The 15,967-nt window shown below is 73.6% G+C and carries 8 protein-coding genes; 3 read left to right on the top strand and 5 right to left on the bottom strand.

Annotation, left to right across the window (positions count from 1 at the left end; genetic code table 11):
* Positions 1-876: 876 nt before the first annotated feature.
* The 3 genes from WMF33_RS26050 to WMF33_RS26040 are packed head-to-tail and all read left to right on the top strand — an operon-like array spanning position 877 to position 5,620.
* Positions 877-2,334: a hypothetical protein gene (locus tag WMF33_RS26050; protein ID WP_437322364.1), complete on the top strand. Its 1,458-nt coding sequence runs from the start codon at positions 877-879 to the stop codon at positions 2,332-2,334.
* Positions 2,331-4,562 carry a hypothetical protein gene (locus WMF33_RS26045; RefSeq protein WP_437322363.1) on the top strand — a complete coding sequence of 744 codons (2,232 nt, stop codon included), beginning with the start codon at positions 2,331-2,333 and terminating at the stop codon, positions 4,560-4,562. The genes WMF33_RS26050 and WMF33_RS26045 overlap by 4 nt, the downstream gene beginning before the upstream one ends.
* On the top strand, positions 4,559-5,620 hold the full coding sequence (locus WMF33_RS26040; protein ID WP_437322362.1) for a hypothetical protein: 1,062 nt from the start codon (positions 4,559-4,561) through the stop codon (positions 5,618-5,620). Before WMF33_RS26045 ends, WMF33_RS26040 begins: the two co-directional genes overlap by 4 nt.
* A 164-nt stretch (positions 5,621-5,784) precedes the next feature.
* Here WMF33_RS26040 and mltG read toward each other — a convergent pair whose 3' ends face one another.
* The 5 genes from mltG to WMF33_RS26015 all read right to left on the bottom strand — a co-directional run bounded on the left by mltG (position 5,785) and on the right by WMF33_RS26015 (position 15,925).
* The gene (mltG, locus tag WMF33_RS26035) at positions 5,785-7,056 is read right to left on the bottom strand and encodes an endolytic transglycosylase MltG (RefSeq protein ID WP_437322361.1); all 1,272 of its coding nucleotides are present in this window, start codon (positions 7,054-7,056) and stop codon (positions 5,785-5,787) included.
* 170 nt (positions 7,057-7,226) lie between these two features.
* The gene (locus WMF33_RS26030) at positions 7,227-8,792 is read right to left on the bottom strand and encodes a vWA domain-containing protein (protein ID WP_437322360.1); all 1,566 of its coding nucleotides are present in this window, start codon (positions 8,790-8,792) and stop codon (positions 7,227-7,229) included.
* A gap of 104 nt (positions 8,793-8,896) precedes the next feature.
* Positions 8,897-11,323: an NAD(P)-binding domain-containing protein gene (locus WMF33_RS26025; RefSeq protein ID WP_437322359.1), complete on the bottom strand. Its 2,427-nt coding sequence runs from the start codon at positions 11,321-11,323 to the stop codon at positions 8,897-8,899.
* Positions 11,307-13,031: a DUF4215 domain-containing protein gene (locus tag WMF33_RS26020; protein ID WP_437322358.1), complete on the bottom strand. Its 1,725-nt coding sequence runs from the start codon at positions 13,029-13,031 to the stop codon at positions 11,307-11,309. Before WMF33_RS26020 ends, WMF33_RS26025 begins: the two co-directional genes overlap by 17 nt.
* Positions 13,013-15,925, bottom strand: coding sequence for a vWA domain-containing protein (locus tag WMF33_RS26015; protein WP_437322357.1), 2,913 nt, complete (start codon positions 15,923-15,925; stop codon positions 13,013-13,015). The genes WMF33_RS26020 and WMF33_RS26015 overlap by 19 nt, the downstream gene beginning before the upstream one ends.
* Positions 15,926-15,967: the final 42 nt, after the last annotated feature.

The following is a 15,967-nucleotide window of genomic DNA, read 5'->3' as shown; positions in this document are numbered from 1 at the left end:
CGCGGAGGCTTCGCGCGCGGTCCGGAAGGCTTCGCGCGCGGTCCGGAAGGCTTCGCGCGCGGTCCGGAAGGCTTCGCGCGCGGTCCGGAAGCTTCGCGCGCGGGGCGGAGGGCCGAATTTCCCGGGAAATTCGTCTCCCGGCGCGCGCCGGACGGCGCCGGGGACGCGGCGGACGCCGCTAAGTACGCGAAACCTCGTGCTCCGGAGCGCGCGGGAAGCCTTCCGGAGCGCGCGCGAAGCTTCCGGAGCGCGCGGGAAGGTCTCGGGCGCGCGCGCGAAGCCATCGTGTCGGCACCAGCGGTCCCAATTGTGTGGACAATTACTCGACGTCGGTCTCGCCGGACGCTTCGCCCGGCTCTGCCGGCTCAGGCGGCGCGGCGGTAGGCCTGGGCGGCGTCGCAGCGGGCTTGCGCCGAGGCGCCTTGCAGCTCGCGCGGCCGAGGTAGCTACGTTTCTTGATCACGGCGCGGGCCGTGGTCGACCCCTCGTCGAACCAGGGCGCAGCTTGACGAGCGTTTCGCTCCGTCGCTCGGCCATGGAGAGCTCGGTTTGCTCGGGCAGAGGCGATGTCGGGCGGAGCGCCACGTCGACAAGGCCCTTGAGGCGCTTTCGCCCTGCATGGGACTTTCAGCGATTGAAAGAGGATTCGTGAGCGCACGTCGCGCTCAGGCCGTCGATTTCTTGCCACCTCGGACCGGCGTAACCCCCCTGCTCATGGCCTGTGCGGTGAGGACGGAGGCGTTGAGATTGGGAGTGCGCTCCGGCGCGAACCTCGGCTGAGCAATGTCCTACCGCTCCTGTGTGGGCGCTTGCACGCGGGGAATGCGCGGGCGAGCGTGCGTGGGTGAGAAAAAACGCAGGGGTGGTGGAATGCATATGAGAAGGAGAACGAGGCGGTGTACGGCCATCGTCGTGGCGGCCGTGGCCACCCTGGCGCTGGGCGCGACGGCGTGCGGGTGCTTGTGGCCGCGCGAGGACTACGCGCCAGGTATGTTCTGCGCGCAAGCAAACACCAGCGTCGTCGAGCACTGCGTGGACGCGAGCGAGGGCCCGGGCAGTGCGTGGAGCAAGGCCGAGGAGGACGGCGAGCTGCCGATCCAGATGTGGGCGTTCGGGCCGAACGGCGTGATGTCCGACGATCTCGCCGCGAACGAGGCGGAGCTCCGGGCCTGGTTCGATAACATCGATCGGGCGGTGGCCTACGTGCGCGACGAGGAGAAGAACGCCGAGTCGCTCCGGGCGACCCTGCACGGCAGGCTTCTCGGGCTGCTCTCGCAGCTCAGGCAACGCCAGGAGGCGATCTTCGAGGAGGAGCCGGTTCGCGCGGCCGACAACTTCCAGCGGGCGATGACCGACAAGGCGCGTGCCGAGAAGGAGCCGCTCGCCGCCGCGCTCGCGGCCGACAAGCAGGCGATGGCGGTCGTGCAGGCGGTCTTCGAGCAGGCCCGGAGCGACGCCGCGCCGCTGCGATCCCGGTACGCGGGCGTCGCGGCGCGCTTCGCCGCGTACCGCGCGACCGAGGCGGCGGAGACGGCGGCGTACGCGGCACTCTCGGAGCAGGCGTCGCGGTCGGACATCGACGGCCTCGACGGCGCGGAGCAGGCGGTGCTCGCGGCGGCGCGCGAGGCGAGCCGGGCGCCGAACGAGCTCGCCGCGGAGATCATGACGCTGTCGGCGGAGCTCCAGGCGTTCGCGGTCTGGTTCGAGGAGGCGATCGCGCCGCACGAGGACGTGCTCGCGACGCACGGCGCGGTGGTGCCCGACATCACCTCGGGGGCGCTGCGCTCGCTGAGCGCGATGCTGGGCTACGCAGAGCGTCGCGTCGCTCGGAGCGACGCGACGGCGACGGCGCTGCTCGGCGGCATCGCGCTGCGCCGGCAGGCGCTCCGCGTGCTGGAGGGGGACGAGGGGGCGCGCGAGGCGATCGCGCGGTCGCGGATCGAGAGGGCGTCGGAGGTGTTCCGCGAGGGGGTGCGCGCGCGCGTCGCGGCGCTGTCGGCGCTGCCGCCGGTGAGCGAGAAGCTCGGGCTGCCGCTCCTGGCCGAACGGTGCGGGGATCTGTCGGCGCTGGCGCAGATGCGGGCGCTCTGCGAGGCATCGTCGGGCTCGTGGCGCGAGGCCGGGTGCGCCGAGGCTCGAGGGCCGATCGAGGCGGCGGAGGTCGAGCTCAGGACGGGCCTGCCGCGGAAGATCGCGGCGGGCCTCGCGACGCTGCGGGCGAAGAGGATGGCCGCGGCGGCGGTCGACGCGGCGCAGGCGAGGCTCGACGCGGGCGAGGTGAAGGGCGCCGCGCTCGCCTACGACGCCGCCGTGCGCGGCGCGGAGGGGACATGAGAGGCTCCAAGGATGTTGCGCTGCGCGAGCGGAGCGCCTCGGTCTTCATGCTCCTCGCCGCGGAGCTCCGGAGGCTGGTCGCGCTGGTCACGATGCTGGCGGTGCTGGCGCCGTCGTTCGCATGGGCCGGCAGCCGCACGCCGTACACCGTGCGCTGGAACCAGCGCCAGGACGAGATCTCGTGCGCGATTGCCGAGCTGGAGCATGAGGGCGAGGCCCTGTTCAAGGTGAACCAGACGCCCCTGCCCACGTACTCGGTTCCGGACGCGCTGCTGCTCGAAGCCGACGGCGCCCAGAGCAACACCTTCGAGGCGGAGTTCGACTCGGTGCTGCTGCGCACGGGCAGGAACGACTTCCACTTCGTGGTTCACACCGTGAACGGCGGCGACTGGTGTACCCATTCGCACGAGGTGGTGCACCTCGTCTCGGAGCCGCTCGGGCTCAACAAGCCGCTCTTCAACGTCCGCCGCGATGGGACCGGGTTCGAGGGCGACACCGAGGTGAACCTGAGCCTCGCGGAGGTCAACCCGGCGCTCGCGCGCGATATCGCGGAGCTGGAGGTCGCGATCGCCAAGCTGATGGAGGCGCTCATCCGCGACGCTGCCAGGGTCGCGGACCTCCGGGAGAGGATGGACCTCTTGCGGCAGCTCGACACGGAGCTGCACGATTTGGTGAGCCGGCCGCTGGACGAGATCTCGCGGACCGACCTCGACGCGATCCTGGACCGCTACAAGGACGTGGTCGACGCGGAGACGCGGGCGGCGATGGAGCAGCTCGTCGACGACCTGAAGAAGAGCGTCAGCGACCTGGAGGGCGAGCTCGCGCGGCTGCTCGACGAGTTCGGCGCGCAGGCCGATGAGGTGGCGGACCTGGCGACGCAGGACGCGCGCGCCGAGGGGGGGGACCCGGCCGACCCGGGGGCGTACGCGCTCGGGGAGAGCGAGGTGCCGTGGGTGGAGGTGCCGGACATCGCGGAGGTGGAGGGGGCGTTCGACGAGGGGAGGGACCCGTACGCGGCATACGCGGACGCGGTGCTCGCGGCGCTTTCGGCGGACGTGAGCGGCGGGGTGGTGGTCGCGCGGGCGGACTTCGTGGCGAACGTGCGGGCGTGGCGAGAGAACAGCGCGGCGCTGGAGGTCGCGCTGCGCGACCGGATGGGCGTGTCGCTGGCGGAGACGAACGCGTTCCTGAAGGCGCAGAACCGGATCACCGAGGTCGTGAGGCGGTTCATGGATGCGTCGGACTGGTTCGTGGACTCGCCGGTGCCGGCGGACCTGCGGGCGGTGGTGGACACGGTGCTGAAGCCGCGGTTCGATGCGCTCGCGGAGCAGATGAAGGACAGCCTCAACCTGTGGACCGGGGAGGCGCTCGATCTGGAGCAGACGCAGCTCTACCAGACGATCAGCGCGTTCGCGGGGGCGATGTCGACGGTCGGCGAAGGCGTCGAGGCGTACGCGGGGGTGATGCAGACGCTGGTGCACGCGACGACGCGCATCGGGGTGGGGTTCGTGCCGGTGGTGGGGCCGGCGCTCGACCTGTGCGAGGCGGTGACCGGGAAGGCGTTCTGCCTGCCGTCGGGGCAGGAGCTCAGCGACGAGGAGCGGATCTTCTCGGGGGTGGGCTTCGGGCTCGGAGCGATCGGGCCGATGTGGCGCGGGGTCAAGACGAGCAGCGGGCTCAGGCCGTCGGCGATCCGGGTGGCCGGGGAGATCGCCGAGATCGAGGAGGCGTTCGCGCAGATTGTCAAGACGAACCGCGTCAGGGGGTACAAGAACCTCACCGGGGCGATGACGACCAAGCCGGTAAACATCTTCGAGAAGAAGGCGGCCAAATTCCTGGTGGACGACGGCCGGTCGCTCGTTGGGGTCGGCGACGACGGCGTGCGCACGGTGCTCGGCATTCCGAAGGAGTCACCGACCGGCACCATCGAGGGGAAGGCTCCCGACTTCCTCTCGGTGTCCAGCGGGCACAAGCTCATCCTGAGCGAGGCAAAAGGCGGAACGATCGACGTCTTCGAGGTGCGCAATCAGCTCACGAACGCGATGGAGGCGGTGAAAAAGAAGGGGCTCGCTGAAGACGTGCAGCGGGTCGAGCTCATCATGGAGCAGGGGGCGGAGTTCAAGCCGGATAAGTTCATCGTGAAGGACGGCTACCTGTTCGACACGGACAAGGGCAAAACCGTAACCCTGAAAGGCTTCAACACATTCATCATGGTGATCCGGCTATGAGCGAATCAAGACCTCACTTCTTCGCCTGGTGTGACGAGCCAGAACGTATCGATGCATTCGCGGCGGCGCTATATGCGCTGGTGATTCCAGGGGATCTCATGAGCGTGGACCTGAGCACCGATATTTGGTGCAAGACGTCCTCCATGGACGAAGCGCTCGCGATGGTCCGCGCTCACTTCGGAGGAAGGAACAGCGCTCACGTATCGTCCGGCGTGATGCTGAGCGATTCTGAGCGTGTCATGGTGTTCAGCGCCGCGTGCTACCCTGAAGAAAGCGAACGTCGTCGTCCCTTCGGCCCGCTCAGCATGGCGGCGGGTGAACGCAAGTGGGATTTCTACCCGTACGAAATCGCGGTGGGCAGCTACAGCCCGCGCTTCGTGGAGGCCGAGGCCGCGGTCGCCTACCACATGGTTCAGGACGACGTTGAGGACCTCCTGCTCCGCCTCTGCGCGCCGGACGCGAGCGGGCGCGTGCCGACCGGCGCCTGCACGGGCGAGGAGGACTGGATCGCCCCGGTCGAGATGTGCGCGACCTACAACGCGAACGCCGCGGAGCTCGCGCGCGATCTCGCCCTGTCGTGGGTGAGCCTCCACGACAAGGAGAGCGTCTCGCGCATCGCGGGCATGTCGCTGGAGGCGCTGCACGCGCGCGTCGACGCCGCGTCGCGCGGCGCACGCGTGCCCATGAAAGGGGAAAGCGAGCTCACGCGCTCGCTTTCGCGAGAGACCGTCCTCAAGGCGCTCGCGATGCCGCCGGCCGCGCTGCTCGAAGCGCTCGAGGCCGCGGCGGTACCCGATGACGCGTGGCGTGCGGCCGAGCCGCAGGCGCGCGAGATCATGGAGCTGCTCCGCCAGCTCGGGGAGGCGGCCGAGGGCGAGGGCCCGCCCGCCTGGCGAGCTGACATCACGACGCGCGGGCATGTCCGCTTCCTCGAGGAGCACGCCCCCTTCCACGTGCGCCGCTTCCCGAGCGGCGGCGTGGTGCTGGCGACCCATCCCTACCGCACGCTCTGGCCGCTCTGGGCCGATGCGCTCTTCGTGCTCGGCCTGCTGTCCTGACGGACGTCGCGCTCTCCCCCTCCGCCAGGCCTCGCAGCTCGCCGCGCGAACCACAGCTCGCCGCGCGCATCCCCAGGCGGCCCACCCCTGCGGAGCGCCCGCAGCGCGCGCCCAGGTGGACCCGGCATGGCGCCGCGCTCCTGCGAGCGCCCCCACACCGCGCCCTACTGCGCCGTCGCCTCGCGCCGCTTCCTCACCGCGTCGTTGTGGTCGTCCAGGCTCTCGCTGAACCGGTGGCGCCCCCCGCCCGCCGCCACGAAGTACAGGTACTTCGTCGCCGCCGGCGCGAGCACGGCCGCGATCGACGGCCCCCCCGGGTTGGCGATCGGCCCCGGCGGCAGCCCCGGGTACGCGTAGGTGCTGTAGCGGTTCTTCGGATCCCGCACCACGGCGGGCGTGGGCTTGCCGCCCCACTCGGCGCACGACGGCGCCTCCTCGGGCCAGGCCACGCAGCCGTAGAGCGCCGTCGCGTCGGACTGGAGCCGCCGCGAGCGGAACGTCGGGTCGAGGAGCCGGTTCAGGAACACGCTCGCGATGAGCGGCCGCTCCTCCGCGACGACCGCCTCCTTCTCGACGATCGACGCGAGCGTCAGCACCTCGCGTCGACCCCAGCCGAGCGTCGCCTGCAGCGCGGCGAGCCCGTCCTTGCTCTCGGCCGCGAGCGCGCTCCAGCGCCGATCGGCCTCGGCGACGAGGCGCTTCGCCACCTCGCGCGCGTCCGTGTCGAGCGGGAACTCGTACGTCGCCGGGAAGAGGTACCCCTCCGCGCTCTCCGCCCCCACCGCGCCGCCGCGCTCGATGCCGAGCGCGTCCAGGAACGCGCCGTCCGCGGTCGCGGCGAGGAACGTCTTCCTGCCGGCGACGCGCAGCTTCTCCAGCCGGGCCGCGATGTCGAAGCGGTTCCACCCCTCGGGGATCGTCACCTTCGCCGTGGGGCGCCCCTCCGCGCGCGTGAGCAGCTGCCGCAGCTCCCGCGGCGTCGCGCCCTCGAAGAGCAGGTGCGGGCCCGGCACGAACGCCTCGGTGCCGCCCGTCGCGCCGAGGTAGAGCGCCATCGCGCGCTCGCTCTCCACGAGCCCCTCGGCCGCGAGCAGCGAGGCCGCCTCGCCCGCGTCGAGCCCCTCCGGCCAGTTGATCTCCACGACGCGCCCCCGGTCCGGGGCCCGCGTGCGCCCGAAGCCGATCACCAGCGCGAGCAGCGCCGCGCCCACCGCCGCGAGCGCGCCCGCGAGCCCGAGGAGCAGCGCCCGCCCGCGCCTCGGCCAGGGCCGCGCCGGGCGCCGCGACGCCGGCGCGCGCTGCCCCGCGCCGCGGCCCCGCCGCGCGGGGGTCGTCTTCCGGGTCGACGACGGGGGCTCCCGCGGGGGCGAGCCCTGCGCACCGTCGCCACCCGTCCGTCGGTTCCCCGGACGGCTCGCCCTAGGTCGAACGCCCACCGCCCGGAGTCAAAACCCGAAAGCCGGACCCGTGTCAACGTCCCGGCCGCGGCGCGCGGCTCGTCGCCGCGGGAGCGCGCGCCGCCGCGGGAGCGCGCGTCGCCGCGGGAGCGCGCGCCGCCGCGGGAGCGCGCGCCGCCGCGGGAGCGCGCGTCGCCCCGGCCCGCGCGTCAGCGGGCGAGATCGAAGGCGTCCGCCTCGTTGCGGCGGACGGCGGCCTTGCCCTCGCGGGACTGCGCCGGGGCCGGCCGCGCCGCCGCCGGGGCCGCCGCCGGGGCCTGCGCGAAGCCGCCCGGCTTCGCGGGGGCGGCCGGGGGCGGCGTCGCGAACGACGGCGGCGCGCCGAAGCTCGAATCGGCCCGCTCCAGCGCCGCGATCTGGCTCTCGAAGTCGGACGCCACGTCCTTCGCGCGGCCCGCCGGCGCGGCGCGCTTCGCCTTGTCGGCCGCGCTCCGCAGCGACCGCTGCTGCGCGTCGAGCTTGCTGCGCGCCTCGTCGAGCCGCCCCTGCTCGAACAGGAAGTTGGCCTGCTTCAGGGTCGCCGCCGTCTCGCTGCGCTGCACGCGCCCCGCGACGAGCGCGTCGAGCTCGCTCGCGTCGGCGTCGCGGTCCGCGATCGCGACGCCGAGCTTGCCCTCGCACCGGGCGTCGGTCTTCGCGACGAGATCCCGGTAGGTGAGGCCGACGTCGGCGATCGGCGACGCGCCGCGCGCGTCGTCGCCGAGGCCGCCGAGGCGCACCTTGAGCAGCACCGTCTTCACCTCCCCCGCCGCGAACGCGCCGAGCGGCACGATCACCTGGTCGCCGGCCCGCCGGAACGAGCGATCGAAGACCCGATCGAGCGTGACGCCGGGCGCGAGCGCGATCGCGAGCTCCGCGCCGTTCGCCACGGAGGCGGTGAGCTGCTCCGCCTCCGCCTCGAAGATGCGCGCGAGCGCGGCGTCGTTCTCGACGAAGTAGTGCCGGCCGTTCGAGTCGAGCGCGATCGCCGACAGGATCTTCTCGTTGTAGTCGACGTCGACCCCGATGGTCGTGATGCTCACGCCGCGATCGCGCGCCCGCTGCGCGATCGCGCGGAAGCCGGGGAGATCGCGCACGCCGTGGTTGGCGTCGCCGTCGCTGAGGACGAGCATCCGGCTCACCCCGCCGCCGGCCTGGGCGAGCAGCGACAGGCCCTCCTCGATGCCGCACGAGATGCAGGTGTCGCCGCCGAGCGAGATGCCGCGGACGCCCGCGAGGATGCGGCCGCGCGTGTCCGGCCCGACGGTCGTGGGCGGCACGACCACGGTCGTCCTCGTGTCGAAGGTGACGACCGACACCACGTCGCCGTCGTTCATGCGGCCGACGGCGGTCGTCGCCGCCTGGACGGCGTTGGCGAGGCGGGTGCCCTTCATCGAGCCGGAGCGATCGATGACCAGCGAGAGGTTCGCCTGCGCCTGCGCCCTGGCGGGCGCGTCGTCGCTGCGGACCTCGAACATCAGGAACGTCTCCCGCGCCGAGCGGGGGAGGCGGGCGTGGCCGACGCGCCCCTCCAGCATCAGCCTGGAGCCGGTGGCGAAGCGGCTCGGATCGACCGCGGCCACGGCGCCGCCCGTCACCTCCGGGACGACGGGGGGCGGCTCGGCGGTCACCTCGGCGGCCTCCACGGCGGCGCCCGAGGGGACGAGCGAGTAGACCGAGAGGCTCGTGAACATCATGCCGAGGGCGGAGAACAGGGCGACGTGGGTCGGCTTCATGGCTCCTCCAGAGAACGGCCTGCGCCCCTCGATCTTACGTCGGCTTCCGTCGGCTTCCGTCGGCTTCCGTCGGCCTCGTCGGCTTCCGTCGGCTTGCGTCGGGCTCACGGCGGAGGGCCCGCAGGCGTGGTCCCTTCGACGTCCCCGGGCGCCGAACGATCTGACGGCTCCACGGTCGGCCGGACACCGGCGGCGCGGAGGGCGCTCCAGGGCGGGATGCTCCCGATCAGGACGAGCACGGCGTCGCACGGGTGCGCCTCTGCCCCTGACGGCGACGCGAGGGTCGCCGCGAGCGCGCCGCGCGGATCCGCGGCCAGCGCGGCGACGTCGGTCTCGAACCGGAGCGAGAGGCGGGACGCGGCGAGGAGGCGGCGCATCTCCTCGATGTTCCGCGTCTTTCCGCGCCGGAACCCGCCGCCGCGGTAGACGACGGTGACCTCGGTGGCCGGCTGGCGGGACAGCGCGATGGCGGCCTCCATGGCCACGTCGCCGAGCCCGACGATCAGCACCCGCTGGCCCGCGAGGCTCCGCGCGTCGGCGAGGTGGTAGTACACCCGGCCCTCCACCTCGGCGGACAGCTCGAACGGAAGCCGGCGGGGCGAGCCGCGCTGGCCGAGGGCGAGCAGCACGCGCCGCGCCCGGCGCTCGGTGCGCGGCCCGCCGTCGCGCGGCTCGGTGACGACGGCGAAGCCGGCCGGGGCCTCGGCGGCCGCGCCCGCGCCGCCGCCGAGGCGCGCCACCGACACCATCCGGGTCTCCTGCGCGATGGGGAGCCGCTCCTTCCGCACGATGCGGAGCCAGTGGGCGAGGAGCTCCTCCTTGGTCGACTCCTTCAGCCACAGCTTGCCGGTCACGGGCAGGTCGAGCGGCTGATCGAAGACCAGCTTGCCGCGCGGGAAGCTCTGGATGCTCTGCGCCACGCTGCCCTGCTCGATCACCTCGAACGAGAGGCCGAGCTCCTTGGCGCGCAGCGCGGCGCTGATCCCGGCGGGCCCCGCGCCGACGATGATCAGATCGAGCCCCGGGCCGCGGTCGCCGGCCTTCCGCAGGTCCTCCGCGATGCGCTCCGCCGCGAACGCGCCCTGGTGGATGGCGTTCTTGATGAGGGGGAGCCCGGTGACGTCGCCGGCGAGGTACAGGCCCGGTACGTCGAGGCTCCCGAGGTCGTCGCCGAGGCGCGGGCGGCCCTCGATCGGCGCGCCGCCCTCGATGGTGAGCGACCCGTTGGGGCAGCGCTGCTCGCACAGGGTGAGGCCGCAGCACGCCTCGGGGCGGGCCACGACCGCGACGTACCGCTCGACCGCGAGCACGTCGTACGGGCACGCGTCGACGCACGCGTAGCAGCCGAGGCAGGTGGTCGTGTCGATCCGGGGCAGGCGCACGCGCGCCGTGGGGCGCAGCATCGCCTCGGCCGCCTCGGCGTCGCGCGAAGGCCGCCGCGAGCGCCGCGCGCGCAGCGCATGGCCGCCGCGGGCGCCCGCGAACGCGAGGCCGGCGGCCGCGAGGCCGGCGCCCATCCAGAGCAGCGCGCGCCCGCGCGGGAGCGCGCCCCCGGGGGCGGCGCCGGCCGCGCCCGTCACGACCGGCAAGGCCGCGGCGGCGTCGCGCGCGGCCTCCCAGGCGAGGGCGCGGTCCTCGGTGTGCTGGCCGCGGCACACGCCGCCGCCTCCGCCGCGGCCGGCGCGGCCGGTCGCGGCGTCGTCGGGGAGGGCAGGGCGGTGCTCGTCGAAGCAGGCGATCGGCCGGGCGTCGCCGAGCGGCGCCTGCGCCTCGACGAGGCAGCGCGCGATCGGGTCGCGCGGCGCGCGGAGGTCGTGGCACGGCGCGCAGCTCCCGGCGGCGACGATCGCGACCGTGGCCGGCTGGCTCGGGCGGAAGGCCGCCCTCGGGAGCTCCACCTCGGCGCCCGGCGCGAAGCGCACCGGCGGCCCCGCGGGGTCGAACACGACGCCCTGGTCGCCGCGGTGGATGGGGTGGCACGTGGCGCAGCTCATCGCGCCGCTCGCGAGCAGCTGCCCGTGGCTCGCGCGGGTGGACCCGTGGTCGCCGTGGCACCCGGTGCAGGCCCGGTCCAGGCGCGCGCCCGCCGCGGACCCCCACGGCGCGGCTGCCGCAGCTCCCGGCGGCCCCGCGGTCGCCTCCTCGGCGTGGCACGACGCGCACGCGAGCTGCGCGCGCGCGTGGGGCAGCGAGAGCGGCCCCGGCGCCGCGTGCCCCCCGGGCGGCGGGAAGAGCAGCGCCGCCGCGCCGGTCGCGACGGCGCCCGCCAGCGCGGCCGGCAGCACGCCCCGGAAGCGGGTGACGTCGGACGTCGACTCGGCGCGGCGCGCGGCGCGGCCGCGCACGATCTCGCGCGGCTGGGCGGCGCGCTGGCGCGGATCGGACAGGTCGGCGCGGTAGAGCGTCCTCGATGGGTCGGGCGGCGGCGCAGGCTCCCGGGAGGCGCCGCCGGACGGAGCCTCCCCGTCGGCGCCGCCGGACGGGGCCGCGGTCCGGCTCCCTCCGCCGGCCGGGCTAGAGGATCGTGACATTCAGTCGATAGAAGAAGGTCGCGTCGGGGACGAGGTCCGAGGCCCTGACCCGCACGCGATAGGTGCCCGCGGCCAGGTCGGTGGCCGACGCGGACGAGCAGTAGCCGACCCCCGAGTCGTCGTCCGAGGCGAGCACGTCGGTCCCGTCGCCGCCGAGGATCTCGACGTAGCTGTCGAGCCGGTTCGTCGCGCACGCCTCGGTGCCGTTGTCGCTGACGGTCGCGATCAAGGTCGATCTCGGCCCGGGCACGTTCACGGCGACAACGTCGACGTCGCCTGCCGGTGAGATCTCCGCGAGCCACGGCGCGGCGTGGGCGTTGGCCTGCGCCGGCGCGTCGTTCGGCTCCGTCTCGTCGAGCTCGAAGCGGCAGGCGGCGCTGCACCCGTCGCCGGCGGTCGTGTTGCCGTCGTCGCACTGCTCGCCGGCGGTCGTGTCCCCGTCCCCGCAGACCTCGGGGACGAGCGTCACGAGGAGCCCGTACGGAGCCCGCTGCTCGGGGCCGACGCGCGCCGTGACGCGGACGTAGTAGTCGCCCGCCGGGAGCGCCGGCGCGACGGCGCTGGCGCAGTGGCCGACGCCCCCGAAGTCGCGCTGCACGATCAGCGCGCCGCTCTCGTCCAGGATCTCGACGATGGTGTCGAGCCGGCCGTCGAGGCAGTCGGAGCTCGTGATGTCGCCGGTCTCCACGACGAGCGCCGTGGGCCCGGTCGGCACGGTGACGCGCACGACGTCCTTGTCCTCGGGCGGATCGATGATGGCGAAGAACGGCTCCTCGTAGGGGTTGGCCGTGGCGATGGTGCCGTTCGGCTCGACCTCGGTCGCCTCGATCCGGCATTCGTCGCTGCACCCGTCGCCCGGCTCGTCGTTGCCGTCGTCGCACGCCTCGCCCGGATCCTGGATGCGGTCGCCGCAGGCGGGCACGCGGCTCCTCACGATGAGCTCGAACGCGCCCGCCTGGTCCGCGCTCGCGCTCGTGACGATCACGTGGAACGCGTCGCCCTCCTGGACGGGGATGGTGAGCCGGTTGTCGATGCCCGCGCCGGCGCTGGCGACGCCGCACGCGAGCTCCGTCCCGGCGCTGGCGCAATCGCCGCGCAGCACGGCCACGAGCGCGGCGTCGGTCTTCGGGGTCAGCACCACGTCGAGGAACCCGGTGGTGGCCGCGGTGAACGTGTAGGCGACGCCCGGGGCCCCCGCCGCGCACCCGCCCTCGACCGCCGCGTGGCCGCTCGTATCGCCGGTGACGGACGCGGGATCCGAGAGCGCCACCGGGGCGGCGCACAGGTCCGCGCACGCCGCCTCGCACTCCGGATCGCCGCAGTCGACGCTGCCGTCGCCGTCGTTGTCGCGGCCGTCCTGGCACGCCTCCACGCCCGTGCAGCCCGACGTGTCGGCGGTGCACTCGGCGCTGCACCGGAGCTCGCCGCCGTCGAAGCCGAGGCTCTCGCACGTGGCGCCCCCGAGATCCGCCCCGTCGCACGCCTCGTCCAGCGCGGCGACGCCGTCGCCGCAGGCGCCGCCGCCCTCGCCGCCGCGGCCGCCGTCGCCGCCGCCCGCGCCTCCGGCGGCCCCGGCGGCCCCGGCGCCGCCGGAGGGAGCCTGAGGCCTCGGCCGGTTGTCGTCGTCTGCGCCGCACGCCGCGGCGACGGCCGCGGCGGAGAGCAGGGCGATCGCCGCGATGCGGCGGCTCATTCGGAATCCGGACATGAATACGTGATCTCCCAGTCCTGCACCTGAACACCGCCGCCGCCCGTGCTCGTCGGGTTGAGCCTCATCTGAATCTCGAGGTACTCGGTCCGGGCGTCCGGCAGCTCTTGCAGCACGTCGAAGAGGTTGATCGCGCACGGCGGCGTCGAGTCCTCATCGCAGATCCGGGTGTCGGTGGGCACCGCATGGGCGGTGGCGGCGAGCCGCACCGTGGCCCCGGCGAGGTCGGCGGGGTCGTCGGCCGCGCGCACGAAGAACTCGACGCTCGAGTCGCCCGGCGTCGCCGTCCGGTACCGGAGGAACCCCCACTGGGTCTTGGTCCCCGGCGGGCAGACGCCGTGATAGCGCTCCCAGCTCGTGGTCATGGGCGTGAGGCTCGTGGTCACGCACGGGACGGTCGCGCGGACCTTCCCCGGGCTCTCGCGGAGAGTCGTGCACGTCTGCGGGCAGAGTTTGACGCTCGTGTTCGTCGCGTCGGCGAAGTACCAGCCCTGGCCGCAGCTGGCGAGGTTGGCCCGCGGCGTGAGCACGGTCTCGGTGCCGGCGCTGTTCACGTGGACGACCGACACCGAGGCGGGATCCGACGCGCCGGCGAGGGGGACCGTCACGTCGCAGGGGAGCGCCTGGCCGCGGATCGAGACGAGCGCGTCCTGGAGGGTCGTCGCCAGCCCTGCGCCGGCGGTGAGGTTGAACGCCCGCCCGCCGCCTCGCGTGGCGATGAGGTTGATGATCTCCGCGTTCGAGTTGCCGAAGCCGACCGCGTGCACGCGGACGCCGTGGTTCTCGTAGGCAACGCGCGCCAGCTCCCCGATGTGGCTCGGGACGGTGTCGCAGTTCGACGGGATGCCGTCGGTCACGAGCACGACCGCGACCTCCTCCTCGGGGTGGGCGTTCTTGTAGTTGATCGCCCAGGTCGTGGCGCCGTTCAGCGCCGGGTACATGGGCGTATCGGCGGTGGCGCCGGGGCCGGGGTAGAGCGCGTTGACGAGCGCGAGCTCCTGCTGATCGAACGGCGCGGGGTCCGCGGTCAGCCTCCGGGCCGCCGAGCCATCGAAGGGAATGATCGGCAGGGAGCACCCGCTGACAGCGCCGGCCGGGCAGTTGCCGGCGGAGTCGTTGCACGGGCCGGGGTTGTCGTGCGGCCAGAACCGGAGCGCGACGCCGAGCCCCGCCGACGCCGGATCCTCGAAGAACGCCTTGAAGGCGGCGCGCGCCGGGTTCCATCGGGAGTCGGCCACGCTGTCTCCCGACGAGTTCACCACCATGGAAGCCGACCGGTCGAGCGCCACGAACAGGGTGGCCGGCCTGATCATCGAGACGCTGGCCGTGGCGATGCAGCCCGGCGACTCGCACGTGGCCGACTGATAGATGCTCCCGTTGTTGCCGCACTGGCACTCGGCGATCTGCCCCGGGCCCGGCGGGTTGACGATGAGCTCCATGCCGTCGGCGACGCCCGTGCAGCCGGCCACGCTGACGCACTCGCCCGGGGCGATCGGCTGCGCGGTCGTGCAGGCGAGGGTCCCGCCGGTCGGGCTGCAGGAGTTCAGGACGCGGCTCGGGGCCGAGGAGGGGAGCTGGCCCGCGCCCGCGGGATAGCGGTGAATCGCGATGCCCGCGGGCGCCGGCATGGTGCCGCGGTTGCAGACCGGGATCGTCCCGCCGCAGGGCACGCCGACCGTGAGATCCACGCCGCTGCACGCGGGGTTCGTCTGGTTCGGCAGGTAGGACTTGCAGAGACCCTGTTGCACGCCTGGATCGGTGCCGCACGCGGCGCTGCACTCCTGCTCGGCCAGGGCGACGCACGTCGCGTCCCACGAGTTGGTCGGCGTGGTGCACGTCTTGGGGGCGCACTGGGTCGCGACGAGGTTCCTGCACAAGGGGCCCCATTGCGGCACGCACGCGCCGCCGGTGTACGTGGTCGGCGGGGGGCAAATCATGGTGCTGGGCCGACTGCACCTGCCGCCGGAGAGCAAGGTGCTGCCCATTCCCATGAGCCCCGCGCAGTCCAGCGAGCTCATGGGGTGGATCTCGCAGCAGAGCGGGTTTGTCGCGCAGATGTTCTGGATGCACGCGTCGCCGCAGGTCGTGGTCATGTGGGTCGCCGTGCCGGTCTGGCAGGCGTCATGTCCACAGTCGGCCGGTATCGTCGGCTGGAAGCAGCAGCTCGGCCGAGCGTCGCAGACCTTCGCGACGCAGCCGCTGCAGGTCGTCAGGAGCGTGCCGCCGGTGTCGCACGGGCTGTGGGCGCACGCGCTCTGCGCGGGGTGCTCGCAGTACTGGTCGAACTGGCAATCCTCGCTGGTCGTGCAGGGCTGGTGCGTGCCCTGCCGCGCCACGGACTCGGGCAGCTCGTTGATGTCCCCGACCGACCACGTGTACGTGATGCCGGTCCCCGAGAGGTCGATGGGCCCCCCGTCCGGCGTCTCCTCGAACGACTGGCACGACGGGTCGCACGGGTTCGTCGCGCAGAGACCCCCGTCCGAAGCCTCGGAGTTGGCGAGCGGGCGCGGATACCCGCTCTCGCCGCTCCCGCCGGGCGAAGGCCCGAACGGCGACCTCCGCATCGTCATCGTCCCCTCGCAGCTGCCGTAGCGCCCGTCCTGGCACCGGCGGACGCCGTCCATGCAGGTCAGCACGCCCGCGTTCTCGCCGACGGTGATGTGACACTCCACCTCTTCGCCATCGACGCACGGGTCGCCCGCCTCCGCCCCCGCGTCGGGCCAGCCCGTCCCGCCCTGCGGCCCCGGAGGGCCGCTGTCGTCTCCGCTGCACGCCCCGGCGATCACCGCCGCCGCCGAGGCCAACGTGACGAGCAGCAGCGCTCTCGGCGCCCACGCCTCGGCGAAGCCTGATCGGGAGAGCGCTCGCATCCACTTGGTCGAGGGACCAGCCATCAGCTTCTCTACCTTCTACTGGGGTGGTGTCAGGAAAATTGT

The sequence above is a fragment of the Sorangium sp. So ce394 genome, assembly GCF_051474665.1.
In the GTDB taxonomy this organism is placed as follows: Bacteria; Myxococcota_A; Polyangia; order Polyangiales; family Polyangiaceae; genus Sorangium; species Sorangium cellulosum_D.
Note: the sequence above shows the minus strand (reverse complement) of the source record. Positions and strands in the feature narration are given on the sequence as shown.